At 37.9% G+C, this 18,609-nt stretch carries 29 protein-coding genes and 1 pseudogene; 21 read left to right on the plus strand and 9 right to left on the minus strand.

Going from position 1 to position 18,609, the window contains the following annotated elements; all coding sequences use genetic code 11:
• The first annotated feature begins 5 nt into the window (after nt 1-5).
• Together aroD and ybaK are read left to right on the plus strand one after the other, a co-directional pair.
• Complete coding sequence (gene aroD, locus HED61_RS07135; protein WP_219645540.1) at nt 6-767, plus strand: type I 3-dehydroquinate dehydratase; 762 nt, start codon at nt 6-8, stop codon at nt 765-767.
• Between the two features lie 129 nt (nt 768-896).
• Entirely contained in the window at nt 897-1,388 is a 492-nt protein-coding gene (ybaK, locus tag HED61_RS07140) for a Cys-tRNA(Pro) deacylase (RefSeq protein ID WP_219645541.1), read from the plus strand.
• An 83-nt stretch (nt 1,389-1,471) separates the two neighbouring features.
• On the opposite strand, the gene HED61_RS07145 is transcribed toward ybaK, so the two are convergent.
• Both HED61_RS07145 and HED61_RS07150 read right to left on the minus strand, forming a co-directional pair.
• Nucleotides 1,472-2,509: a tagatose 1,6-diphosphate aldolase gene (locus tag HED61_RS07145; RefSeq protein WP_003127836.1), complete on the minus strand. Its 1,038-nt coding sequence runs from the start codon at nt 2,507-2,509 to the stop codon at nt 1,472-1,474.
• A gap of 222 nt (nt 2,510-2,731) precedes the next feature.
• The gene (locus HED61_RS07150) at nt 2,732-3,994 is read right to left on the minus strand and encodes a BaiN/RdsA family NAD(P)/FAD-dependent oxidoreductase (protein ID WP_219645542.1); all 1,263 of its coding nucleotides are present in this window, start codon (nt 3,992-3,994) and stop codon (nt 2,732-2,734) included.
• 162 nt (nt 3,995-4,156) lie between these two features.
• Here HED61_RS07150 and gdhA point away from each other — a divergent pair, with 162 nt between their 5' ends.
• Nucleotides 4,157-5,506 (plus strand): NADP-specific glutamate dehydrogenase, encoded by a 1,350-nt coding sequence (gene gdhA, locus HED61_RS07155; protein ID WP_005472006.1) that lies wholly within the window; start codon nt 4,157-4,159, stop codon nt 5,504-5,506.
• Between the two features lie 105 nt (nt 5,507-5,611).
• Entirely contained in the window at nt 5,612-6,958 is a 1,347-nt protein-coding gene (locus tag HED61_RS07160) for a glucose-6-phosphate isomerase (RefSeq protein ID WP_005472008.1), read from the plus strand.
• Between the two features lie 102 nt (nt 6,959-7,060).
• On the opposite strand, the gene HED61_RS07165 is transcribed toward HED61_RS07160, so the two are convergent.
• The 4 genes from HED61_RS07165 to HED61_RS07180 form a co-directional block, all read right to left on the minus strand.
• On the minus strand, nt 7,061-8,284 hold the full coding sequence (locus HED61_RS07165; RefSeq protein ID WP_219645543.1) for a tyrosine-type recombinase/integrase: 1,224 nt from the start codon (nt 8,282-8,284) through the stop codon (nt 7,061-7,063).
• A 159-nt stretch (nt 8,285-8,443) separates the two neighbouring features.
• Nucleotides 8,444-9,058, minus strand: a complete 615-nt coding sequence (locus HED61_RS07170; protein ID WP_219645544.1) for a DUF5067 domain-containing protein — start codon at nt 9,056-9,058, stop codon at nt 8,444-8,446.
• Between the two features lie 11 nt (nt 9,059-9,069).
• Nucleotides 9,070-9,549: an ImmA/IrrE family metallo-endopeptidase gene (locus HED61_RS07175; protein ID WP_373368163.1), complete on the minus strand. Its 480-nt coding sequence runs from the start codon at nt 9,547-9,549 to the stop codon at nt 9,070-9,072.
• Between the two features lie 3 nt (nt 9,550-9,552).
• On the minus strand, nt 9,553-9,879 hold the full coding sequence (locus HED61_RS07180) for a helix-turn-helix domain-containing protein (RefSeq protein ID WP_142968735.1): 327 nt from the start codon (nt 9,877-9,879) through the stop codon (nt 9,553-9,555).
• Nucleotides 9,880-10,047: 168 nt separating this feature from the next.
• Between HED61_RS07180 and HED61_RS07185 the strand changes: the two genes are divergently transcribed.
• The 13 genes and pseudogenes from HED61_RS07185 to HED61_RS07245 all read left to right on the plus strand — a co-directional run bounded on the left by HED61_RS07185 (nt 10,048) and on the right by HED61_RS07245 (nt 15,702).
• The gene (locus tag HED61_RS07185; protein ID WP_144316716.1) at nt 10,048-10,272 is read left to right on the plus strand and encodes a helix-turn-helix transcriptional regulator; all 225 of its coding nucleotides are present in this window, start codon (nt 10,048-10,050) and stop codon (nt 10,270-10,272) included.
• Entirely contained in the window at nt 10,269-10,523 is a 255-nt protein-coding gene (locus tag HED61_RS07190; protein ID WP_219645545.1) for a hypothetical protein, read from the plus strand. Before HED61_RS07185 ends, HED61_RS07190 begins: the two co-directional genes overlap by 4 nt.
• A 64-nt stretch (nt 10,524-10,587) precedes the next feature.
• Complete coding sequence (locus HED61_RS07195) at nt 10,588-11,136, plus strand: hypothetical protein (RefSeq protein ID WP_219645546.1); 549 nt, start codon at nt 10,588-10,590, stop codon at nt 11,134-11,136.
• A gap of 6 nt (nt 11,137-11,142) precedes the next feature.
• On the plus strand, nt 11,143-11,391 hold the full coding sequence (locus HED61_RS07200; protein WP_124018984.1) for a helix-turn-helix domain-containing protein: 249 nt from the start codon (nt 11,143-11,145) through the stop codon (nt 11,389-11,391).
• Nucleotides 11,392-11,394: 3 nt separating this feature from the next.
• Nucleotides 11,395-11,586, plus strand: coding sequence for a hypothetical protein (locus HED61_RS07205; protein ID WP_219645547.1), 192 nt, complete (start codon nt 11,395-11,397; stop codon nt 11,584-11,586).
• A 66-nt stretch (nt 11,587-11,652) separates the two neighbouring features.
• The gene (locus tag HED61_RS07210) at nt 11,653-11,976 is read left to right on the plus strand and encodes a hypothetical protein (RefSeq protein WP_219645548.1); all 324 of its coding nucleotides are present in this window, start codon (nt 11,653-11,655) and stop codon (nt 11,974-11,976) included.
• Nucleotides 11,973-12,851 carry a hypothetical protein gene (locus HED61_RS07215; RefSeq protein WP_219645549.1) on the plus strand — a complete coding sequence of 293 codons (879 nt, stop codon included), beginning with the start codon at nt 11,973-11,975 and terminating at the stop codon, nt 12,849-12,851. The genes HED61_RS07210 and HED61_RS07215 overlap by 4 nt, the downstream gene beginning before the upstream one ends.
• The gene (locus tag HED61_RS07220) at nt 12,823-13,617 is read left to right on the plus strand and encodes a PD-(D/E)XK nuclease-like domain-containing protein (RefSeq protein ID WP_219645550.1); all 795 of its coding nucleotides are present in this window, start codon (nt 12,823-12,825) and stop codon (nt 13,615-13,617) included. Before HED61_RS07215 ends, HED61_RS07220 begins: the two co-directional genes overlap by 29 nt.
• Before the next feature lie 15 nt (nt 13,618-13,632).
• On the plus strand, nt 13,633-14,490 hold the full coding sequence (locus HED61_RS07225) for a DnaD domain protein (RefSeq protein WP_219645551.1): 858 nt from the start codon (nt 13,633-13,635) through the stop codon (nt 14,488-14,490).
• Nucleotides 14,483-14,770: a hypothetical protein gene (locus tag HED61_RS07230; protein WP_234981428.1), complete on the plus strand. Its 288-nt coding sequence runs from the start codon at nt 14,483-14,485 to the stop codon at nt 14,768-14,770. Before HED61_RS07225 ends, HED61_RS07230 begins: the two co-directional genes overlap by 8 nt.
• A pseudogene (locus HED61_RS07235) lies at nt 14,767-15,155 on the plus strand (DUF1064 domain-containing protein). Before HED61_RS07230 ends, HED61_RS07235 begins: the two are co-directional and overlap by 4 nt.
• Nucleotides 15,156-15,166: 11 nt before the next feature.
• Entirely contained in the window at nt 15,167-15,445 is a 279-nt protein-coding gene (locus tag HED61_RS07240; protein ID WP_219645552.1) for a hypothetical protein, read from the plus strand.
• Nucleotides 15,446-15,486: 41 nt separating this feature from the next.
• Nucleotides 15,487-15,702 (plus strand): hypothetical protein, encoded by a 216-nt coding sequence (locus tag HED61_RS07245; protein ID WP_021149561.1) that lies wholly within the window; start codon nt 15,487-15,489, stop codon nt 15,700-15,702.
• 385 nt (nt 15,703-16,087) lie between these two features.
• On the opposite strand, the gene HED61_RS07250 is transcribed toward HED61_RS07245, so the two are convergent.
• A complete protein-coding gene (locus tag HED61_RS07250; protein ID WP_021149562.1) occupies nt 16,088-16,507 on the minus strand; it encodes a hypothetical protein in 420 nt (139 codons plus the stop codon).
• Between the two features lie 2 nt (nt 16,508-16,509).
• Nucleotides 16,510-16,914, minus strand: coding sequence for a hypothetical protein (locus HED61_RS07255; protein ID WP_134874622.1), 405 nt, complete (start codon nt 16,912-16,914; stop codon nt 16,510-16,512).
• Nucleotides 16,915-17,057: 143 nt separating this feature from the next.
• Between HED61_RS07255 and HED61_RS07260 the strand changes: the two genes are divergently transcribed.
• Nucleotides 17,058-17,300, plus strand: coding sequence for a hypothetical protein (locus HED61_RS07260; RefSeq protein WP_081131761.1), 243 nt, complete (start codon nt 17,058-17,060; stop codon nt 17,298-17,300).
• Between the two features lie 51 nt (nt 17,301-17,351).
• On the opposite strand, the gene HED61_RS07265 is transcribed toward HED61_RS07260, so the two are convergent.
• Complete coding sequence (locus HED61_RS07265) at nt 17,352-17,864, minus strand: hypothetical protein (RefSeq protein WP_137264778.1); 513 nt, start codon at nt 17,862-17,864, stop codon at nt 17,352-17,354.
• Between the two features lie 118 nt (nt 17,865-17,982).
• Between HED61_RS07265 and HED61_RS07270 the strand changes: the two genes are divergently transcribed.
• From HED61_RS07270 to HED61_RS07280, 3 genes are read left to right on the plus strand one after another with little or no spacing between them, the layout of a single operon-like run.
• Nucleotides 17,983-18,156, plus strand: coding sequence for a hypothetical protein (locus HED61_RS07270; protein ID WP_155853339.1), 174 nt, complete (start codon nt 17,983-17,985; stop codon nt 18,154-18,156).
• Complete coding sequence (locus HED61_RS07275; protein ID WP_086269412.1) at nt 18,146-18,334, plus strand: hypothetical protein; 189 nt, start codon at nt 18,146-18,148, stop codon at nt 18,332-18,334. Before HED61_RS07270 ends, HED61_RS07275 begins: the two co-directional genes overlap by 11 nt.
• Before the next feature lie 2 nt (nt 18,335-18,336).
• Entirely contained in the window at nt 18,337-18,504 is a 168-nt protein-coding gene (locus tag HED61_RS07280; RefSeq protein ID WP_219645553.1) for a hypothetical protein, read from the plus strand.
• The last annotated feature ends 105 nt before the right edge of the window (nt 18,505-18,609 follow it).

An 18,609-nucleotide genomic window follows, 5' to 3' on the forward strand; every position in this document is an offset into this window, starting at 1 on the left:
GACGGATGGTTCAAGTAAAGTCAATCGAGTTGGATGGCAAGCACCCGCGCATTTGTGTGCCGCTGACCGGAACAACTAATGAGGAGATTATCAAGCAAGCCCTAGCCGCAGAAACTTCGGATGCAGAGGTCATTGAGTGGCGGGCTGATTATTATAAAAAAGTCGATAGTTTATCCGACGTTCTGGATGTACTTTCTCATGTTCGGACCACTCTAAAATCAAAAGTTTTTCTGTTTACGTTTCGAACCATCGAAGAAGGGGGACAAATCCCTTTCACTTTGACACAATATAAACATTTATGTCTAGGCGTTGCAGAATCTGGATTGATCGATATGATTGATGTAGAACTGGAAAAAGCTGAGTTTTTAGGCAGAAACTTTATTCAGAAAATCAAAGAACATCAAGTGAAATTGGTGTTAAGTAGTCACGATTTCGACAAAACACCAGAAGATGCTGTGTTGATCTTAAAAATCGGGATTATGAATCAATTTGGCGCTGATATCGGAAAACTAGCAATGATGCCTCACAATGTGCAGGACGTTTTGCGTTTGATGGGCATTATCAATAAAGCGCGGGGATTCAATCAATTACCTTTAGCAGTCATGTCAATGGGAAATCTAGGCAAAATCAGCCGCATCAGTGGTAGTCTGATCGATTCAGTCATGACTTTTGCTGCGCTGGATCAAGTTTCTGCCCCTGGTCAGATTCCAGTGGAGCGGATGAAAGATTATTTAGCTGAGTTTTCAATCGAGACAATGAAAAATTAAACAATCGGGAACATAAACAGAAAAAAATGGGGCAGACTAGTCCTATAGTTTCGAGCAGTCTTAAATGAGACTCTTAAAATTGAAGTCGTAAAGAAAGAACCAGAAGTTTGGATAAATGAGGAATGCGTCATGGCAAAAGTAAAAAAAACAAATGCGATTCGGATGGTAGAACAAAAGAAACTCTCCTATCAGGAATATACGTACGAATGGTCGGAAGATCATTTGGATGCAGGGTCTGTTGCTCAGCAAATCGCTCATCCAGAAGCTATTTATAAAACGCTAGTAGCAGTTGGCAATAAAACGGGTCCCATCGTCGCAGTCATCCCTGGAGATCACGAATTAGATTTGAAGAAAATTGCTAAAGCCAGCGGCAACAAAAAAGTAGAAATGTTGCACTTAAGAGACCTAGAAGAGACCACAGGGTATATTCGCGGTGGATGTTCACCGATCGGCATGAAGAAGCTCTTTCCAACCTATATTGATGAAAGTGCGCAACATTTGGAAGAAATCATCATCTCAGCAGGAAAGCGTGGTTTACAAATCGGACTGTCTCCAACAGATTTGAGCAAATTAGTCCGCGGACAGTTTGTCTCGCTGACTGCTATTTCTGAAGTTGGCTAAACAGGAACAGACAAAACAACAGAGCCGCTGCATTGAAGTAGGATACTTCAATGCAGCGGCTCTGTTGTTTGTTCTATAGACAATTATTCCATAACGGAAATATCAAAGACTTCAATATTATCTAATCCACCATAAAATTCATACCAAGGGGTAGCATATTCTTTTAGAATAGCATTCAGTTCTTCGACATTTTCCCGGCCTTGCGTATCTAACCAATCAAGCAATGCTTTTTCCCCTTGTTTTCCATAGATTTCCACGCTGTCTCGCCAAGTTGCACGTCCGCCAAGAATACCAGAGAACTTTGCCCCATGTTCGCCGGCAAAGCGTAACTCTTCTCGGAAGATGTTTGCGGGAACCCCTGCACTTAAGTAAATGAAAGGACGAGTAGCGGCATCGCTAGCTTCTCTAAAGTAGTTGGCAGCTTCTTCTTGGGTATACACAGCTTCTAAGCCTTCTTTTTGAAACCCTTCAACCAAATCAAATTGTACGGGTACTTCAACTTTTAAAATATCGATATGGTATTTGTCTTTGGTCAATTCTTGAATCGTACGAATGACTTTGCCAGGTTTGATTTTAGCGAAAGCCGGTGATTTATCGTCGGTGATTTCATCGTCGTAGACGATTGGTTCGACAAAAATTGGGATATCGGCTGCTTGTGCTTCCGTACCTAAACGTTCTAGAAAAGCATGTTTCGTATCAAGAATCTCTTGCGGTTCATCAGGATTGTAATAAACCAGCACTTTAGCTGCGTCAGCTCCTTTTTGGACTAGACGTTGCAGAGATTCATTTGGCAACAGCTCCGGCAATCGTCCTGGAGTATTGACATCATAACCGGTTTTTTCATAAGACAGAATCAAACCAGCATTAGGATTTTTCGCTTCGATGCCTTGAAATCCATATTCTTCATCCAATAAAATGCTGCTGACATACTTTGTCAATTCTTGTGAAACCAACCGTTTGAAGTCATAAATTTGTTCCATTTTAAAATTATCGGGCCCTGTGGCAGCTTTCATCATTTTTTTCATTGATCCTCGCTGATCAATGGCCAATGCCGCAATCACCCCATCTTCATTTGAAAGTTTCTGCATTTTTTCAAATTTGCCTCTTGAAATACGTTTCATTTGTCCAGCCTCCTTTAAGTTCTCTTTCAGTCTACGCCTTCTCACAAAAATCGCCAACTAATAAGCAATTTCTAGAAATGCAAACAAAAAAACGAAGCTTTGTCACTACCCCGCTAGCAATGGGATGTGACAGCAACTATACTCAAATGCAAGTCTGCGAAAGATTCGAAATTTCTTGTATTTCATTGTGTCAGATCGTTAAGAGAATAAAGACTATCCTTGTTAATAGTGGAAATAGCTCGCCATTTCTGCCGCATGCTTGCCGGCGACATGACCAGTACAAAAGGCAGCAGTGATATTGAATCCACCGGTATAACCGTTGATATCGAGTAATTCGCCGCCGAAATAAAGGCCATTGATGCACTTACTTTCCATTGTCTTGGGATTCACTTCTTTTAAATGAATCCCTCCACCCGTCACAAAAGATTTTTCCAGCGGAAATGTTTTAGAAATTGTGACAGAAAAGCCTTTCATGATAGCTGCTAAAGCCTGTAGCTGGTCTTCAGTTGTTTGCTCAGCCACCAGATCAGAAAGTGCCAGTCGATGGATAAAGAACTCTAGCAGACGTTCCGGCAAGATGCCGCTCAGTGCATTGACTAATTTTTTCTTCGAATGGGCTGCCACTGTTAGCTCATTCACCAATTCACTCGCTGTTTTTTCTGGAAAACAATCCAGCATCACTGTGACAGGTGTATGACTCTTCAATTCTTGATTGACAAAAGAAGAGCAGCGCAGTGCAGCTGGACCCGAAAGCCCGAAATGCGTGAACAAGAGATCCATGGTATGAGAGACAATGGTTTTTCCTGTAGAATCCAAAACAGATAAAGCAATATCTTGTAAAGAGATGCCTTGCAGTGTGCGTTCTTTGATAAATGTCTCCTCTGATATGAGGGGAGACTCGGTAGGATAAAGCGGTGTGATGGTATGCCCTACTTTTTTGGCCATTTTGTAGCCGTCTCCAGTTGCTCCAGTCGAAGGGTAAGTTCGACCACCAGTCGTCAGGATCACACAGGGCGCAGTAAATTCTTCGAATTCTGTTCGAACGCCTTGGATCTGAGTCCCATCATGAAGTAATTTAGTGACGACTGTATTGGTCAATAAAGTGACTTGTTTCTCATGGAGCGCCTGTAATAAGCCTTCAACGATCGTTTTCGATTTGTCTGTGACAGGAAACATCCGTCCGTGATCTTCTTCTTTCAGAGGGACACCATGGGATTCAAAAAAGGTCATCACATCGAAATTATTGAATTGCGAGAATGTACTATATAAAAATTTTCCGTTGCCGGGAATATGGGCGATCAAATCATCGACAGAGCGATGATTGGTCACGTTACAACGACCGCCGCCGGTCATAAGCAATTTTTTGCCAACTTTTTTATTTTTTTCTATAAGTAATACGTCTGCACCGTTTTCGGCTGCTGAAATAGCGGCCATCATGCCACTGGTCCCAGCACCAATCACGATCACATCATAGGATTTCTTCATCTTCCTTCACCTCTTTGTGGATTGTACCATATTGCAGGAACAAGCGGGGAGAAAGCTGTTTGTTCAATGAATCGAAAAAAAATTCTGACAATTTCGTAAAAAATAGATGCAATTTCTGAAATTTTCTATAAAATAGAATTTAACTAAAGGAGGTAATGCCTGATGACAAATGCTTCAGAGTATGTAAAAGCGATCCAAGAGAAACTGCACGAAAAAGATCAGAACCAAACGGAATTTTTACAAGCGATAGATGAATTTTTACCAACAATCATTCCTTTCTTAGAAAAACATCCAGAATACATTGAATCGAATTTGGTTGATTTATTAACAGAACCAGAGCGATTTATTCAATTTCGTGTGCCATGGCAAGATGACCAAGGCAATTGGCAAGTCAACCGCGGTTATCGGATCCAATTTAATTCTGCATTAGGGCCTTACAAAGGCGGCCTGCGTTTTCATCCCAGCGTCAACTTAAGTATCTTGAAATTTTTGGCTTTTGAGCAGATTTTCAAGAACAGTTTGACTGGATTACCGATTGGTGGCGGCAAAGGCGGAAGTGACTTTGATCCAAAAGGGAAATCAGATGGAGAAGTCATGCGTTTTTGTCAAAGTTTCATGACGGAATTAGCAAAACATATCGGCCCTGACTTAGATGTGCCTGCGGGGGACATTGGTGTTGGTGGCCGTGAAATTGGCTATCTCTTTGGGGCTTACAAACGTCTGAAACAATATGATGCTGGTGTCCTTACAGGAAAACCATTGGACTTTTGGGGAAGTAAAAATCGGACGGAAGCTACCGGTTACGGGGCAGTCTATTTTGTTAAGCATCTGTTGAAAGATTTAAAGGAAAACTTCCAAGGGAAACAGGCAATTGTATCTGGAAGCGGCAATGTAGCCATTTATGCGATTGAAAAATTGCATGAGTTGGGCGCAAAAGCCATCACTTGCTCTGATTCTTCTGGCTTCATTTATGACAAAGAAGGTATCGATCTGGCATTATTGAAAGAAATCAAAGAAGTGAAACGGGAACGTTTGACAGCATATGCCAACGCACGCCCCTCAGCAGAGTACCATGAAGGCGCTTCTGTCTGGGACTTCGATGTTCAAGCGGAATTAGCCTTCCCTTGTGCGACTCAAAATGAAATCAATCTAGAACAAGCCAAACGGGCAAAAGCGAATGGTGTCCGGATTGTTTCTGAAGGTGCCAATATGCCAAGCTCTCTTGAAGCGGCAGAATATTTTATTGCGCAAGGAATCTACTATTGTCCTGGGAAAGCGGCTAATGCGGGTGGCGTAGCGGTTTCTGCTTTAGAAATGAGTCAAAACTCACAACGTTTGCAGTGGGAGCAGGCAGAAGTCGATCAAAAATTGGATGAGATCATGAAGAATATTTATGATGCTTGCCGTGACACTGCAGAAGAATTTGATCAAAAAAATAATTTCATGCTAGGAGCAAATGTGGCTGGATTTGAAAAAGTTGCTAAAGCAATGTTTTCTCAAGGACTTGTCTAACTCTGCCAGATAGGCGATATAATAAGGAATTACTTGAAAAAAGTTCAAAAAAAACGTAAAGTAGTACTTGTATGAAAAACTAATTTTTTTCAAGGAGGACAAATCATGTCACACATCAAATTTGACTATTCAAAAGTAGCACCATTCGTGAATGAATACGAATTAAGCTACATGCAAAGTCAAGTTACAGCAGCAGATAAACTCTTACGCGAAGGTACTGGTGCAGGTAACGACTTTTTAGGCTGGATCGACTTGCCTAAAAATTATGATAAAGAAGAATTTGCACGAATCAAAAAAGCAGCAGAAAAAATCCAATCGGACTCAGAAGTATTAGTTGTTATCGGTATCGGTGGTTCTTATTTAGGGGCAAAAGCTGCGATTGATTTCTTAAACCATTCATTCTATAACTTGCTTTCATCAGATGAACGGAAAGCACCACAAATCTTTTTTGCCGGAAACTCAATTTCTTCGACTTATTTAGCTGATTTGATCGAAATCATCGGTGATCGTGATTTCTCTGTCAATGTCATTTCTAAGTCAGGAACGACGACAGAACCTGCGATCGCATTCCGTGTCTTCAAAGAACGCTTGATCGAAAAATATGGCAAAGAAGAAGCAAACAAACGTATCTATGCAACGACAGATAAAGCAAAAGGTGCCGTTAAAGTTGAAGCAGATGCTGAAAATTGGGAAACATTCGTAATTCCTGATGATGTTGGCGGACGTTTCTCTGTCTTGACAGCTGTAGGTCTATTGCCAATCGCTGCTAGCGGTGCGGATATCGATGCTTTGATGCAAGGTGCAGCAGACGCTAGTGAAGCATATGCCAGTGATGACCTTGAAAAAAATGAAGCGTATCAATATGCAGCAATGCGTAACATCCTTTACCGCAAAGGAAAAGTAACCGAATTGCTGATCAATTATGAACCAGGAATGCAATACTTCTCTGAATGGTGGAAACAATTATTTGGAGAATCAGAAGGAAAAGACCAAAAGGGAATTTACCCTTCAAGTGCTAACTTCTCAACTGATTTGCATTCATTGGGTCAATATATCCAAGAAGGCCGCCGCAACATCTTTGAAACTGTTGTTAAAGTTGAAAAACCACGTAAATCAATCACAATTCCTACGCAAGAAGCTGACCTTGATGGACTTGGCTACTTACAAGGAAAAGAAGTTGATTTTGTAAATACCAAAGCCTTCGAAGGAACGTTATTGGCTCACACAGATGGCGATGTACCAAACTTATTGGTTAAGATCCCAACGATGGATGCCTACACATTAGGTTATACAATGTATTTCTTCGAAATCGCTGTAGGTATTTCTGGTTACTTGAATGGTGTGAATCCATTTGACCAACCTGGCGTGGAAGCTTATAAGAAAAACATGTTCGCATTGCTTGGCAAACCAGGCTTCGAAGAGCTTGCAAAAGAATTGAACGAACGTCTATAAATCAATACTTCTACCACTTTTATAAATTTGTGGTGAACGAAACATGTTCGCTTTAGTTTGTAACTGGTGATAGTTTTGGTGATAGTGACAGAGTAAAAGCACTCATTGTGAGTGCTTTTTTCTTTCGCTTTCGATGTAGTTTTCGAACTGTTCCATGGACCTCTTTTTGACCTCTGGAGAAATATGGGCATAGATTTGAGTTGTTGAAATATCCTTGTGACCAAGAAAGTCTTTTATGTCTTCTAAGGACAATCCAGCTTGACGAGATCGGACAGCAAAAGTATGGCGGCCATCGTGGACTCTAATTTTCGGCAATTCAGCTTTTTTAGCAATCCGATTAAATGCGCCATTCACTGATCGATCACGGACAATTTTCCCTTTGTATCTCTTGCTGGTTTGCAAGAAGATAAATTGTTCTCCATCTTCAGTGGAAGGGAAGGTACCAAAGATGTTTAAGATATGATTTCTAAAGGCAAGCAGGGCTTGTTTACTTCTTTTGGTCATTGGCATACTTCTGACTCCTGCCGGTGTTTTCGGATCGTCTGTAATAATTGCATTAACGTTTTCGCCTTTTTCAACTGCACCCAAACGTTCTCTTTCAATGCTTATCGTGTTTCCGCCAAAGTCAATATCTTGCCACTGTAGTCCCATTACTTCTGATTTTCTCAATCCTTGATCGAATATTAATAGGAAGAAAGGGTACCATAAGACCTCAGATTCCTTTTTTGCGAAATTCAGAAATCTATCTGCTTGATGCAAATCGTAGTATCTGACAGATTCCTTTTTCTCAATCATTCTTGGAAACTCAACAAACTGAGTAGGGTTTTCTTTTATATATCCTAATTGAATTGCTTTTTTAAAAGCATTGCTCAGCGTCGCATTTACGCTCTTGGCAGTAGTGATGGACAACCCTTGACCACTTCGACCTAGTCCTTTCTTATTTAGCAGCATATTAATGAACTTTTGATGGTTGGCTCGTGTGTATTTGTTTAAAGAATATTTACCTATATAGGGTTTAATATACATTCGTATATTCGCTCTGTGGACCACACGAGTACCTTCTTTTACAGCCTGCTTATAGTTAGTTACCCAATCCTCAAGAAATTCTTCTATTGTTAAGTTCCGAGGATTTTCTTTGAAATATTCCTCGGATGCTATTTTTCCTTCAATAATTTTGGCATAACTATTTGCTTCGTCAAATGACTTAAATCCTTTTTTGTGTATCTTATTTTGTTTTCCTGTTCCGGGATTAATTCCATTAGAAACGAAAACTTCATATCTATATTGTTTTGTTTTCTTCAAATAGTATTTCTTTATAGAAGCCATTAGAATTCTCCTTTCGTAATTTTGCATAATAAATTCGGTTATTCGAGTGATATCAATCGAATAACCACTTGAATTAATGAAGTATTCGAAGTTTATTATTATTCATCCGAACGTATGTTCTTTTTAGCCTGAAAAGAAAAGCCCGAAGGCTAATCTCGTTTATTTAATTGAAAACTCTTTAGAACCAAAATCGGCTCCCATCATACTACTTGCTTTCAAAGTAACAGGAGTTTCACTATCAGTTAGAGTATAGGCAACTGCGTTCGAAACTGTACCACCAGGTTTTATTGTTGCTGTTTGGCTATCCAGATATTGTTCATCAGGTAATGACGCAATGTTCAGTTCATTAACCAAATTAGGATCGTTATCTTGGATTGCTTTAAAATTCATGATCCATGCGCTTGTCGGATCAATTGCTGTTGAATTATCATAGTCTTCTGCAACCATAGTATCATACCAAAATGCAATGACAGGGGAATCTCCATATTCATTTCCTTTTTCTCCAGGTTGGATAACTTTATGATCGGTAATCTTTATTGAATATGCATTTCCTTTTAAGATAGAACCATCAAATGATGCCTGATCTGCAGTGTCAACAAAATTACTATCAGATTTTTCAGTAGCAGAAGAACTTTCAACTAGTGAACTCGAAACAGTTGTCTCTGCAACCTTTGTTGATGAAGAACTACTGCTTGAATGATCTTTCGTGTCTCCACACGCTGCCAAAGATACTGTGGCAAAAAGAACTAACCCTAAACTTGCAAATTTTTTCATTAATACATCTCCTAAAAATTATTGAATGATTTTAAAACTGCTACAGTCCCATTCGGTTGAAACAGGAGAGTGTAGTTGTTTTCTGTTTTGATGCCATTCCATTTTCTTGCATACCACTTCACTGCATCCTTAAACGTTACTTCAGACACCTGCAAATGTTCAGCACATTCCCAAATAGAAATACATCCCGCCTCAAAACAATCTATGATGTCATAAGGTGACACTAGCATCACAGCACCAATATCACGTGCTCGTCTTTCCTGTTTACGGTGATCAGGATTATTTGAATCTGTGATATCACCAACTGAGGTAAGGTAGTGAGCAATTTCTTCTGAAATTGTGGCAGCTAATTCAGTTGCAGATTGTCCAGGTCTCAGGTAGATTGTTTTTCCAATGATTAAACCGTTTTGATGATCTGGCATTTTTTCCTCAAATTTATATGTGAGTTCATCATATTCAGCCATCAAACGTTCAGAAATATTCAAATACATCACCTACTCTTTGTCGTGGTCTCTCATCTTAATAAATTGGATGAAGTCTAGCACTTCTTGTTTTTGCTTATCAGTCAAATCGTCATCAACGTGAGTTGCAACGAGAAGATTAGGATCTTTTTCAATATTCGTAGAATCGGTTCTACCGTGCAAATAATCAAGACTAACCTTAAAATAATCTGCTATTTTATTTTGAATATCAACATCAGGGGTACGTCTACCTTGCTCGTATGATGAATATGTAGTACGTGCGACACCTAAAACATCTGCCATTTCAGCTTGAGTTAGTTTTTTTTGCTTCCTTAAATCCATGAGTCTGTGTCCGAACATCTGAGCACCTCCAATGCTTCAATATGTAATAATGATACTACGCAATGCGCGTATGTAAAAATAAAAAAATGAAATGTGTCAAAAAGAATAATTAATTGTTGACATGTGTCAAAATGCGTAGTAATATAAAAGTACGCAATACGACACATTGAAAGGAGAATCATTTTTATGGAAAACTGGTTAACTAAATTGCGTTTAGAAAAAGATCTAACACAAGATGAAGTTGCTCAGCTATCAAATATTCCGAGAACAACTTATTCATCTATAGAGCAAGGGAGACGGAGACCATCTGTCGAAAAAGCTATGAAAATAGCAAAAGCTTTAGATTTTGAATGGACTCTTTTTTTTGAACCTAAACTACGCGAAATGACACGTAAGGAGGTGCCGAAATGAAAGACAAACCGCAAATGATTAAAGCGAATGTCGATTCGGGATTTCTACCACAATATATAGAAATGATTATTCCTGCAATTAAACGCAAGTTTAGCATTTCAATCGGTATTGAAGGCGAACTGTTCATGAACCCTGGCGGTGTTGAAGAAATCATCATTCGTTTTTTAGCTACCGATGAAGTAGCACAGGACATTTATTCCTATATAGACGAAAAATGGCAGTTCGCCTCAACACCAGAACTTGTTGCTTAAGTTCATTTTAGACAACAATTGACCGTTTGTGTCAAAAACAATAACGGATAAAAGGAGTGAAAGCATGCCGAAAGCAGCAAAAATCGGTCGGACCTTAAAACTATCATTATTTCTTTCGGGAAAGAGACAGAAAGAATTAGCGATCGATGCTAGTACACCAAATGCAACAGTAAGTGATCATTTTAATGGAGCTAACGTCAATATTGACAAGGCTATCGAGTATCTAGAAGCCATGAAAGAAAATGGGTATCAAGCTACTGATGAATTAACAGGAGACATCAGTTATCAATACTTAGGATTTTTCAAATCAATGGATGGCCAGCTGGCAGATGTCAAATCAACGAATGATCTTGAGATATTTCAAGAAATCGAGTCAGATGAAAGAAAAGAACGGAAGAAAATAGTTCAAAGAATCGTAGCTGAATCTCAAGTCAGGATGCTAACTGATGTTGAAAAAACAGAGCTTAGGAGTTACACAGACGAGTTTCTTGATGAAATCATTGTTGAAATGGCGATTGTATTCTCCATCCTAAAGATTCTGAACATCACTATTCAAGAGGCAATTAAGGAGCGTATGCCTCACTGGATTAAAAAAAGATATATGAGGGGATGACCTAAAGTGAAAATTTCTCAAATGAAGAATGTTGTACCGCTTGAGAGAAAAAAAGAAGTTACCGAAGTTGAGTGGAAAAAAGCCAAAGAAATCGCCGATTATCTAGGCATCTCAAGACCAACATTATCGAAACTAACACATCGGAAAGTAGATCCGATTCCTTTTTCAAAACTTAGTGGGATGCTTCAATATGATCTGCAAAAAGTGAAGGAATGGGAAGAACGTAATCGAACATACAATTATAAGGAGGCATAAAACTTGAAACGATCAATTAAAGATACTTTGACCGTTACTGTACTTTTATTATTTGTAGTGGCTTTCACAGCAATCCACATTGCAGCAGGATTAGCATTAGTTTTTTTATGGTCTTACGCAACTCTTGTATATGATTTAGCTGCTAAAGATTACCAAGACAAAGAAAAAAGACTTGCTAGCCGTCCAAAGCAATAGCAAGTCCACCAAATATTTTGATAAATATCTTTGTCTCCATTTTAAAACAGAAAAGGAGAAATGACAATGCTTAACCCAAGAGAAATATTAGAGTTGGATAGCTTTTTAGTTCGAATTCCCGACGAGTATGAATCTCCCTTCATTGAAGAAACGGAAATTACTGACTCTTTCGGAGATCAGATAGAAGATGAGGATGCAGTATTCGAACTTACTTTTACATTATATGAACCAGATTTTGAACTAGGGGAAATTGTATCTCAAGAAGTCACACGAATCGTTACTCAATTAAATATTGCTGACTGTATCGAAGAAAATGAGTCGAAAAGCTTAAAGCATATTGAGTTTGTTGGATTTGGAAAACAATACAAAGAAATGGAGAAATCAAAATGAAATACGATTTAGCGAACGAATTTAGTTCTCAACAAAATAATAGTGTTATTGCTCAATCAAGTTCTAGCAGAGAGATAGAAGAGGTAAAAGGGCAGATTTTCATGGCAAAACAGTTTCCTAGAAATCCATTTGACGCGGAACGACGGATTTTAGATGCGTGTAAACGTCATTCATTGGCTCAAGGCGCGGTTTATAATTTCCCCCGAGGAAAACAAATGGTTAGCGGTCCATCAATTCGATTAGCAGAAGTGATTGCTCAAAATTGGGGTAATCTATCATTTGGCATCAAAGAATTACAACAATTACCAGGAGAATCTGTTGCCATGGCTTACGCATGGGACCTTGAGACCAATACGCGACAAGAAAAAGTTTTTACTATTAAACACGAACGACATACGAGACAAGGCGTTACTCTCCTGAAGGACCCAAGAGACATTTATGAGTTAGTAGCCAATTATGGTGCGCGGCGTGTACGAGCTTGTATTTTAGGTATAGTTCCAGGAGATATCGTAGAATCGGCAGTCAACGAATGTAACAAGACAATGGCTGGAGCAAACGATAAGCCTTTGAAAGAACGTTTAGATCAAATGTTTAGGGTGTTTAAGGAAAAACTTGATGTTACACAAGAAATGATTGAAGCAAGATTTGGTTATAAGGCTACTGCTTTTACTGAAAAAAATGGTGTGGATTTAGCAAATATCTATAATTCAATCAAAGATGGCATGAGTAAAGTAGAGGATTGGTTTGAGGTTCCAACTGCTGAAAAGAAAGAATCCTCCAAACTAGAAAAAGAATTTTCCCAAACAAAGAAAGATCCTTTGAAAGAAGCGAAGGTGACGGATACAGATGGACCTCAACAAGAAGAACTATTATAGCAATGAAGCTGACTGGCAGTATATGTCAGTCAGTCAATTCAAATCGTTCCAAGAGTGTGAAGCAGCTACTTTGGCAAAATTAAAAGAAGAATGGTCACCAGAGAGTGATCCTACGGCTTTGTTAGTTGGAAACTATGTACATTCCTATTTTGAATCTACTGAGGCACATCAAGAATTCATACAGGAAAATGCGAGCGCCATTTATAAAAAGAACGGGTCAGAACGTGCAGAGTTTGTTCAAGCAATCAATATGATTGAAGCTTTGGAATACGATGATTTCTTCCGTTTTGTGTATCAAGGTGAGAAAGAATTGATTTTAACAGGAACGCTTTTCGGTACCGAATGGAAAGCGAGAATTGATTGTTTCAATTTAGAAAAAGGGTACCTTGTAGATTTGAAAACTACTCGTAGTCTTTCTCAGAAATATTGGTCCAATAAATATAGTGGCTATGTATCGTTCGTAGAGCAGTATGGCTACATTTTACAAATGGCTGTCTATAAGCATTTGCTTGAGCAAGAGTACAGTAAAGAAATTACACCATATATCTTTGCTGTAACGAAAGAGGCGCCTCCTGATATTGCTGGAATCAGCATCTATCCAGGGCGGTTTGATTTTGAACTTCGTTTATTGGAACAAGAGTTACCCCATATCTTAAGAGTTAAAAACGGCGAGGAAGCACCAAAAATGTGCGGGAAATGCGAATACTGTCGTCAACACAAGACTTTGACAGGCTTCCTAGAAGTTGGCGATTTATTAGACAGGTAGAAAGGAGGAACAGACTTGGATTACATCAGACAGATTAATGCTTTTGAAAATTGGAATGAGTATAACGAACTCGGGCCTGGGGCGCAGTTGCTTTGGTACAAATTAATGCGAGTAGCAAACCTGAGCGGTTGGCAGAATGAATTATCTATTTCCAATACAAGGCTACAATCAATGACTAAGTCATCTGAGAAAACACTGATTAACAATCGTAATCAGTTAATCCAAAACGGTCTCCTTCAATACAAAAAAAGAGGACGTACAAAAGCAGGTATTTACATTCTTGCTGATTTAACTACTGGAATAACTCCAGTAAGTAAAGTAGCTACTGGAAATATTCCTGTAAATACTTCAGTAGATTGTTCAGTAGATACTTCAGTAAAACCTTCAGTAGTTTCTTCAGTAGATACTTCAGCTTATATAAACAAAACTAAACTAAAAGAAACTAAACAAAATAATAATATTGATATTGATAAACAAAAAATTCGAGATGCATATTCACAAAAGATTATTCCAATGGACCGACCAGAACAAGTTGATCGAGTCGAGAGTTTTGTGGAGGAAGAATTCGAACTGGATGTTGTATTATTCGCTATTGAATATGCGTCGAGTGAAAGAAAAAGATCGGCAAATTACATTGTTCAGCTTCTAAACGGTTGGAAAAGGTCAGGTGTAAAAACGGTTGAAGACGCGAAAATAGCGGTTGAAAATTTCAAACAATCTTTTAAACAACCTTACAACAAAAAGCCAATCCGCACAGAACCAACGCCAGCATGGATGGAAGACCCAGAAACCTACAACGCTGAACACACCGAAGGGAAATCGCTAGAAGAGCTTCGAAAGATGGCTGAAGAGGAGGACGATCCATTTGCATAACGAAAACCCGATTGACATGATTAAAAAAATCTTCGCTGAACTGCCAAATAGCCACAAGGAATTGATGAAACCTGTCAAACGAATCCTTGATAGTGACCAGCCAGAAGAAGTTCGATTAAGAATCTTTATGGTGATGTATCGACACACCAGAATCAATCTTGGCAAAGTATCAAAAACGCATTACGGCGAGTTTTTAACCGCTGGAACAACCGAATCAATGTGGCAAGAAGCAAAAGGCTTGTACAAGAGTTTGATGGCTAGAGAGGGCGTGGCGGTATGAGACCGTTCAAACGCCCTAAAAAGCCAAAATACAGTAACCACAAGATAGTTATTGGTGGAATCAAATTCGATAGTGTAGCAGAGGCAAAGTACCTTTCTTTTGCTATTGAATACGCCAAAGCGAATGACTTAGAGCTGAGACTGCAAGAAAAATTTGAACTTCAACCAAAATACTGTCTAGGCAAAAAGACAGTCCGAGCAATCACATACACACCAGACTACACATTTTGGAGTGACGACAAGTTAGTCAAAGTGGTTGATGTTAAAGGCATGCAAACAGAAGCTTTCAAATAAAGGCGAAATTATTCTGTTTCAAGTATCAGATTCCGTTGATATTAGCTGAGTACGATCGAAAAACAGGACTATTTTCTGAGAGGATATTCTAGGAGGTGCAAGCATGAAATTAAAAGACTCGTTCCCGATTAACGCCGAGGGAAGACGCTTCGAGATTCAACCAAAGTTTAAAACAGCAAAAACGAAAGTAAAAGTCGGCAAAATTTACAACTGTGCCATCGAAGGCTTTTCGGGCCTCGTGAGAGCTGAGTGTTTGAAAATCTATGAGAAATCCGCACATGTGAGAATTATTGTCTGTCATAAAGAAAGAGATGAATGGCGGCAGAAAGTTCTTGGTGATCAAACTGTTGTTAAGCTGAAAAATATGGTTTTGGCTAGATAAGGACTTTGTAATCGGAAGAGATAACGGAATGAGGTGGAAGGATGTCATTATCAGCAGAAATCAAAGAGTTAAAAGTTACTTGTGAATATGTTAATGACACGCATGAACTAGATGCGACAGTGGGATCAGAAACCATATTATTCACAGTTTGGGATAGCAATGCTATAAAGCAGCACGACATCGAAATGACTTTCGAAGAATGGAATACGTTCAAAAAAATAATCGATATGGGTATAGCTCGAGAAAGAGGTAAGTGACAGAAATAGCGGAAATGGAGGATTAGATGAAAACATTTAATATCAGCTGGGAGAGAAAGTAGCAAGTATCTATAGATATCGAAGCGGAAACTATTGAAGAAGCTTACGAGAAATGGAATAACGGTGGCTATGAAGGTAAAGTTGATGTGGATGATGAGGATATACTATCCGATTATGTTGACATAGATGGAGATTCTTATTATTTAGATCACTTTGAAAAAGTCAGATTTGGGAGTCAGTAATTCACGCAATTGATGACAGAATTGGGGGATGGAAGTGTATATAAATTTGATTACATTTTTTTGCTTGATAGGATTGATAATTAACTTATTTAAAATAAATAGAACGATTAAGTTGAATAGCAAAAAAAAGAATAGCCATTAAACTATTCTTTAAAAAAGTCATTTAGTTGTTCACTATGTTTTTTGTCTTCGTTTGGAAAGGATTCATCGTTAAGGATAATTGGCGTAACATTTTCTAAAGTTAATTCAATTATTTTTCTGAGTGAAAATAAACTCGAGGAGTTAGATGAGATATGTTCGTTTTGATCTAGTTTCTGATTAGGATAAAAATAAAGTGCTATTTCTTCAATTATTTCATCTGGGAATGACATGGCCCTGTATGAAGCCAACAAGAAAACCCCTTGTTTTGTACTTAATATGAATGAAGTTTTTGCATTAAAATGTTGTGTTAATTCTAGACTTTTAGCTTTGAATTTAAAGGTATTGTTTTTATATGGTTGCCAAACATAGATGTGGTCAAGTGTTCCTTCAATAAGTTTTTGAATGATTTGTGAATTTTTCATTTTTATAACCTCTCAATATAAGTTTTTAAGTTAATAAAATGTCGTCTTGTCAGTTCCCAGTTATTTTCTTTAATCCCTTGAGACAAATTTTTGAGTGTCTTCCGCTTTCTCTTTTTTAAAAAAGGGTAAGTTTCTTCTATGGTAATCAAAAATTCTCGTAACTGTGAACCAATGTTCTTGTCAAATGAAGTAGAATTGATGAACTTTTCAAATCCATCCATTTCACCAATAATTTGATTTCGCCTGGAGCGCAAGTATTCTTCATCTTTAGCAGATTCAATTTTTGACTTTATTCTAAAAGACATAATCAAAGTCAATACGGAAACTATTAAAGAGAATAAGGAAACTAAGGAGTCTACTTGTTGTGAGAAGAAAATGATTGAATTCCAAATATCTTTTAAATTCATAGTTGTCTCCTTGATAAAATTAATTAGATACAAATTATATTATGTTCACAAAAATTATATCAAATTAAACAAAAAAAGCACTAACTATTAACGGTACTAAATATGTTATCCACCAAAATAACCAACTGAAGGAGGGTATAGCAGTGCTTAACAAAGAAAACATTATGGACATTATCCAGTCACATAAAGCCGAGATTAACGAAATTTCTAGTGAGCTAATTAAGGCAAAAGAGTTGGGATTGGACATTCCAGAGCTGACAAAGATAGCTCAAAGTAGATTGGAATATTTATATGACAAAAAATATCGTTATGAAGTGCAGGCGAAAGCCTGGGGCTTAATTGATTGGATCAACTGGGAACGAGTACTTAGTGAGTATGATATGTAATTCAGCTATCCGACGAAATAATGGAAAAAGAACCCACGTTTATGTAGGTCCTTAATAGGGTGGATAAAATTCGAGATTAGAATTGATGATTTCTTTTTCATAGTTTTTTACTTCTCTGAGTTTAAATTTGTTGTCTAATGACCATTCAATACCCCGAGCGTCTGTAAAAAATATTAAAACGACGTCATGTTTACCACCCATTGAATGACCGCGGTCTTTCATCAGAATCTTGGATTCCGTCGGGTAACATAATTCCAAAAACTTTATATCATTATAAGTTCCAAGTTGTTCTTCAAGAGAAGGACCTGATTGGTTTAAAACTGAAATGATAAAAACATTGTGTATAGGTAGGTTAGATTCATTATGCAATGTCACAAGAAGACCATCTTCAGCAGATCTACTTGAAGCATATATTTTAGATGCTTGATCTCTTAATAAGAGTAATTTTCTTTCTCTTAGCTCCTTTAATGAAAAATAGAGTGCGAAAAAAACAGATCCTATCGTACCTATAGCCGTAATTGAGTTAAGAAAGATTTGATACGTATCAGAGTAAAAAAAGTTCATCAGGATCACCTCATCTAAATAATACTTTTATATTACCATATTAAAGGAAGAAGAATAGTAGTTTTATATAAACGTGCAAGTCAGCAATCGTCAGCGATTAATGAATGGAGGCCTTATAGTGAGCAGAAGAATAGATGTTTGGTTAAACGCAGATGGAGGTAACGACATCTATGCAACAATTGAAGTGGAAGATGATGCTACAAATGAAGTTATTGAGAAAGAAGCAAAGCAAGCAATTTTTAATTATGTTGACTGGGGTTGGGTAGAACAGGAGCAAGCCGATGAAAACTAGCCATTCTGTCATCATAATACTGCTAACCATACTCGGTCTAAGTTGGTTATCCTATACAATTGTGGATAAACAGAAGCAGATTGAACAACTTCAAGAACAGCTGCAGCACGAGCAATTCAAATACAAAATGTTATATCGTGATCCAATGGTAAAAAATGCGATCGAAAGTGGAGGGTGAAAATGACAGTTTCAGTGTTAGGGTTCACAGGATTTGTCTTTTTAGTAGCTATCTGTGTAGTTTTCGGTAAGTCTATAGATAAAAAGGAGCAAGATTATGGAGGAAGCTATTTTATGGAACAAGATGGCTTTGATAGTGGAAATAATTGCAATGGAGATGATCGAAAATGATAGTGAGAATTTTTGTGGGAGTAGTGATATTATTTCTTCTCTTAGGCTGTATAGGAATGAACAACGACTTGAATCGATTAAAAAGCGAAAATAATAGATTAAAAG

The sequence above is a fragment of the Enterococcus gallinarum genome (genome assembly GCF_021496385.1).
Classification (GTDB): domain Bacteria; phylum Bacillota; class Bacilli; order Lactobacillales; family Enterococcaceae; genus Enterococcus_D; species Enterococcus_D gallinarum.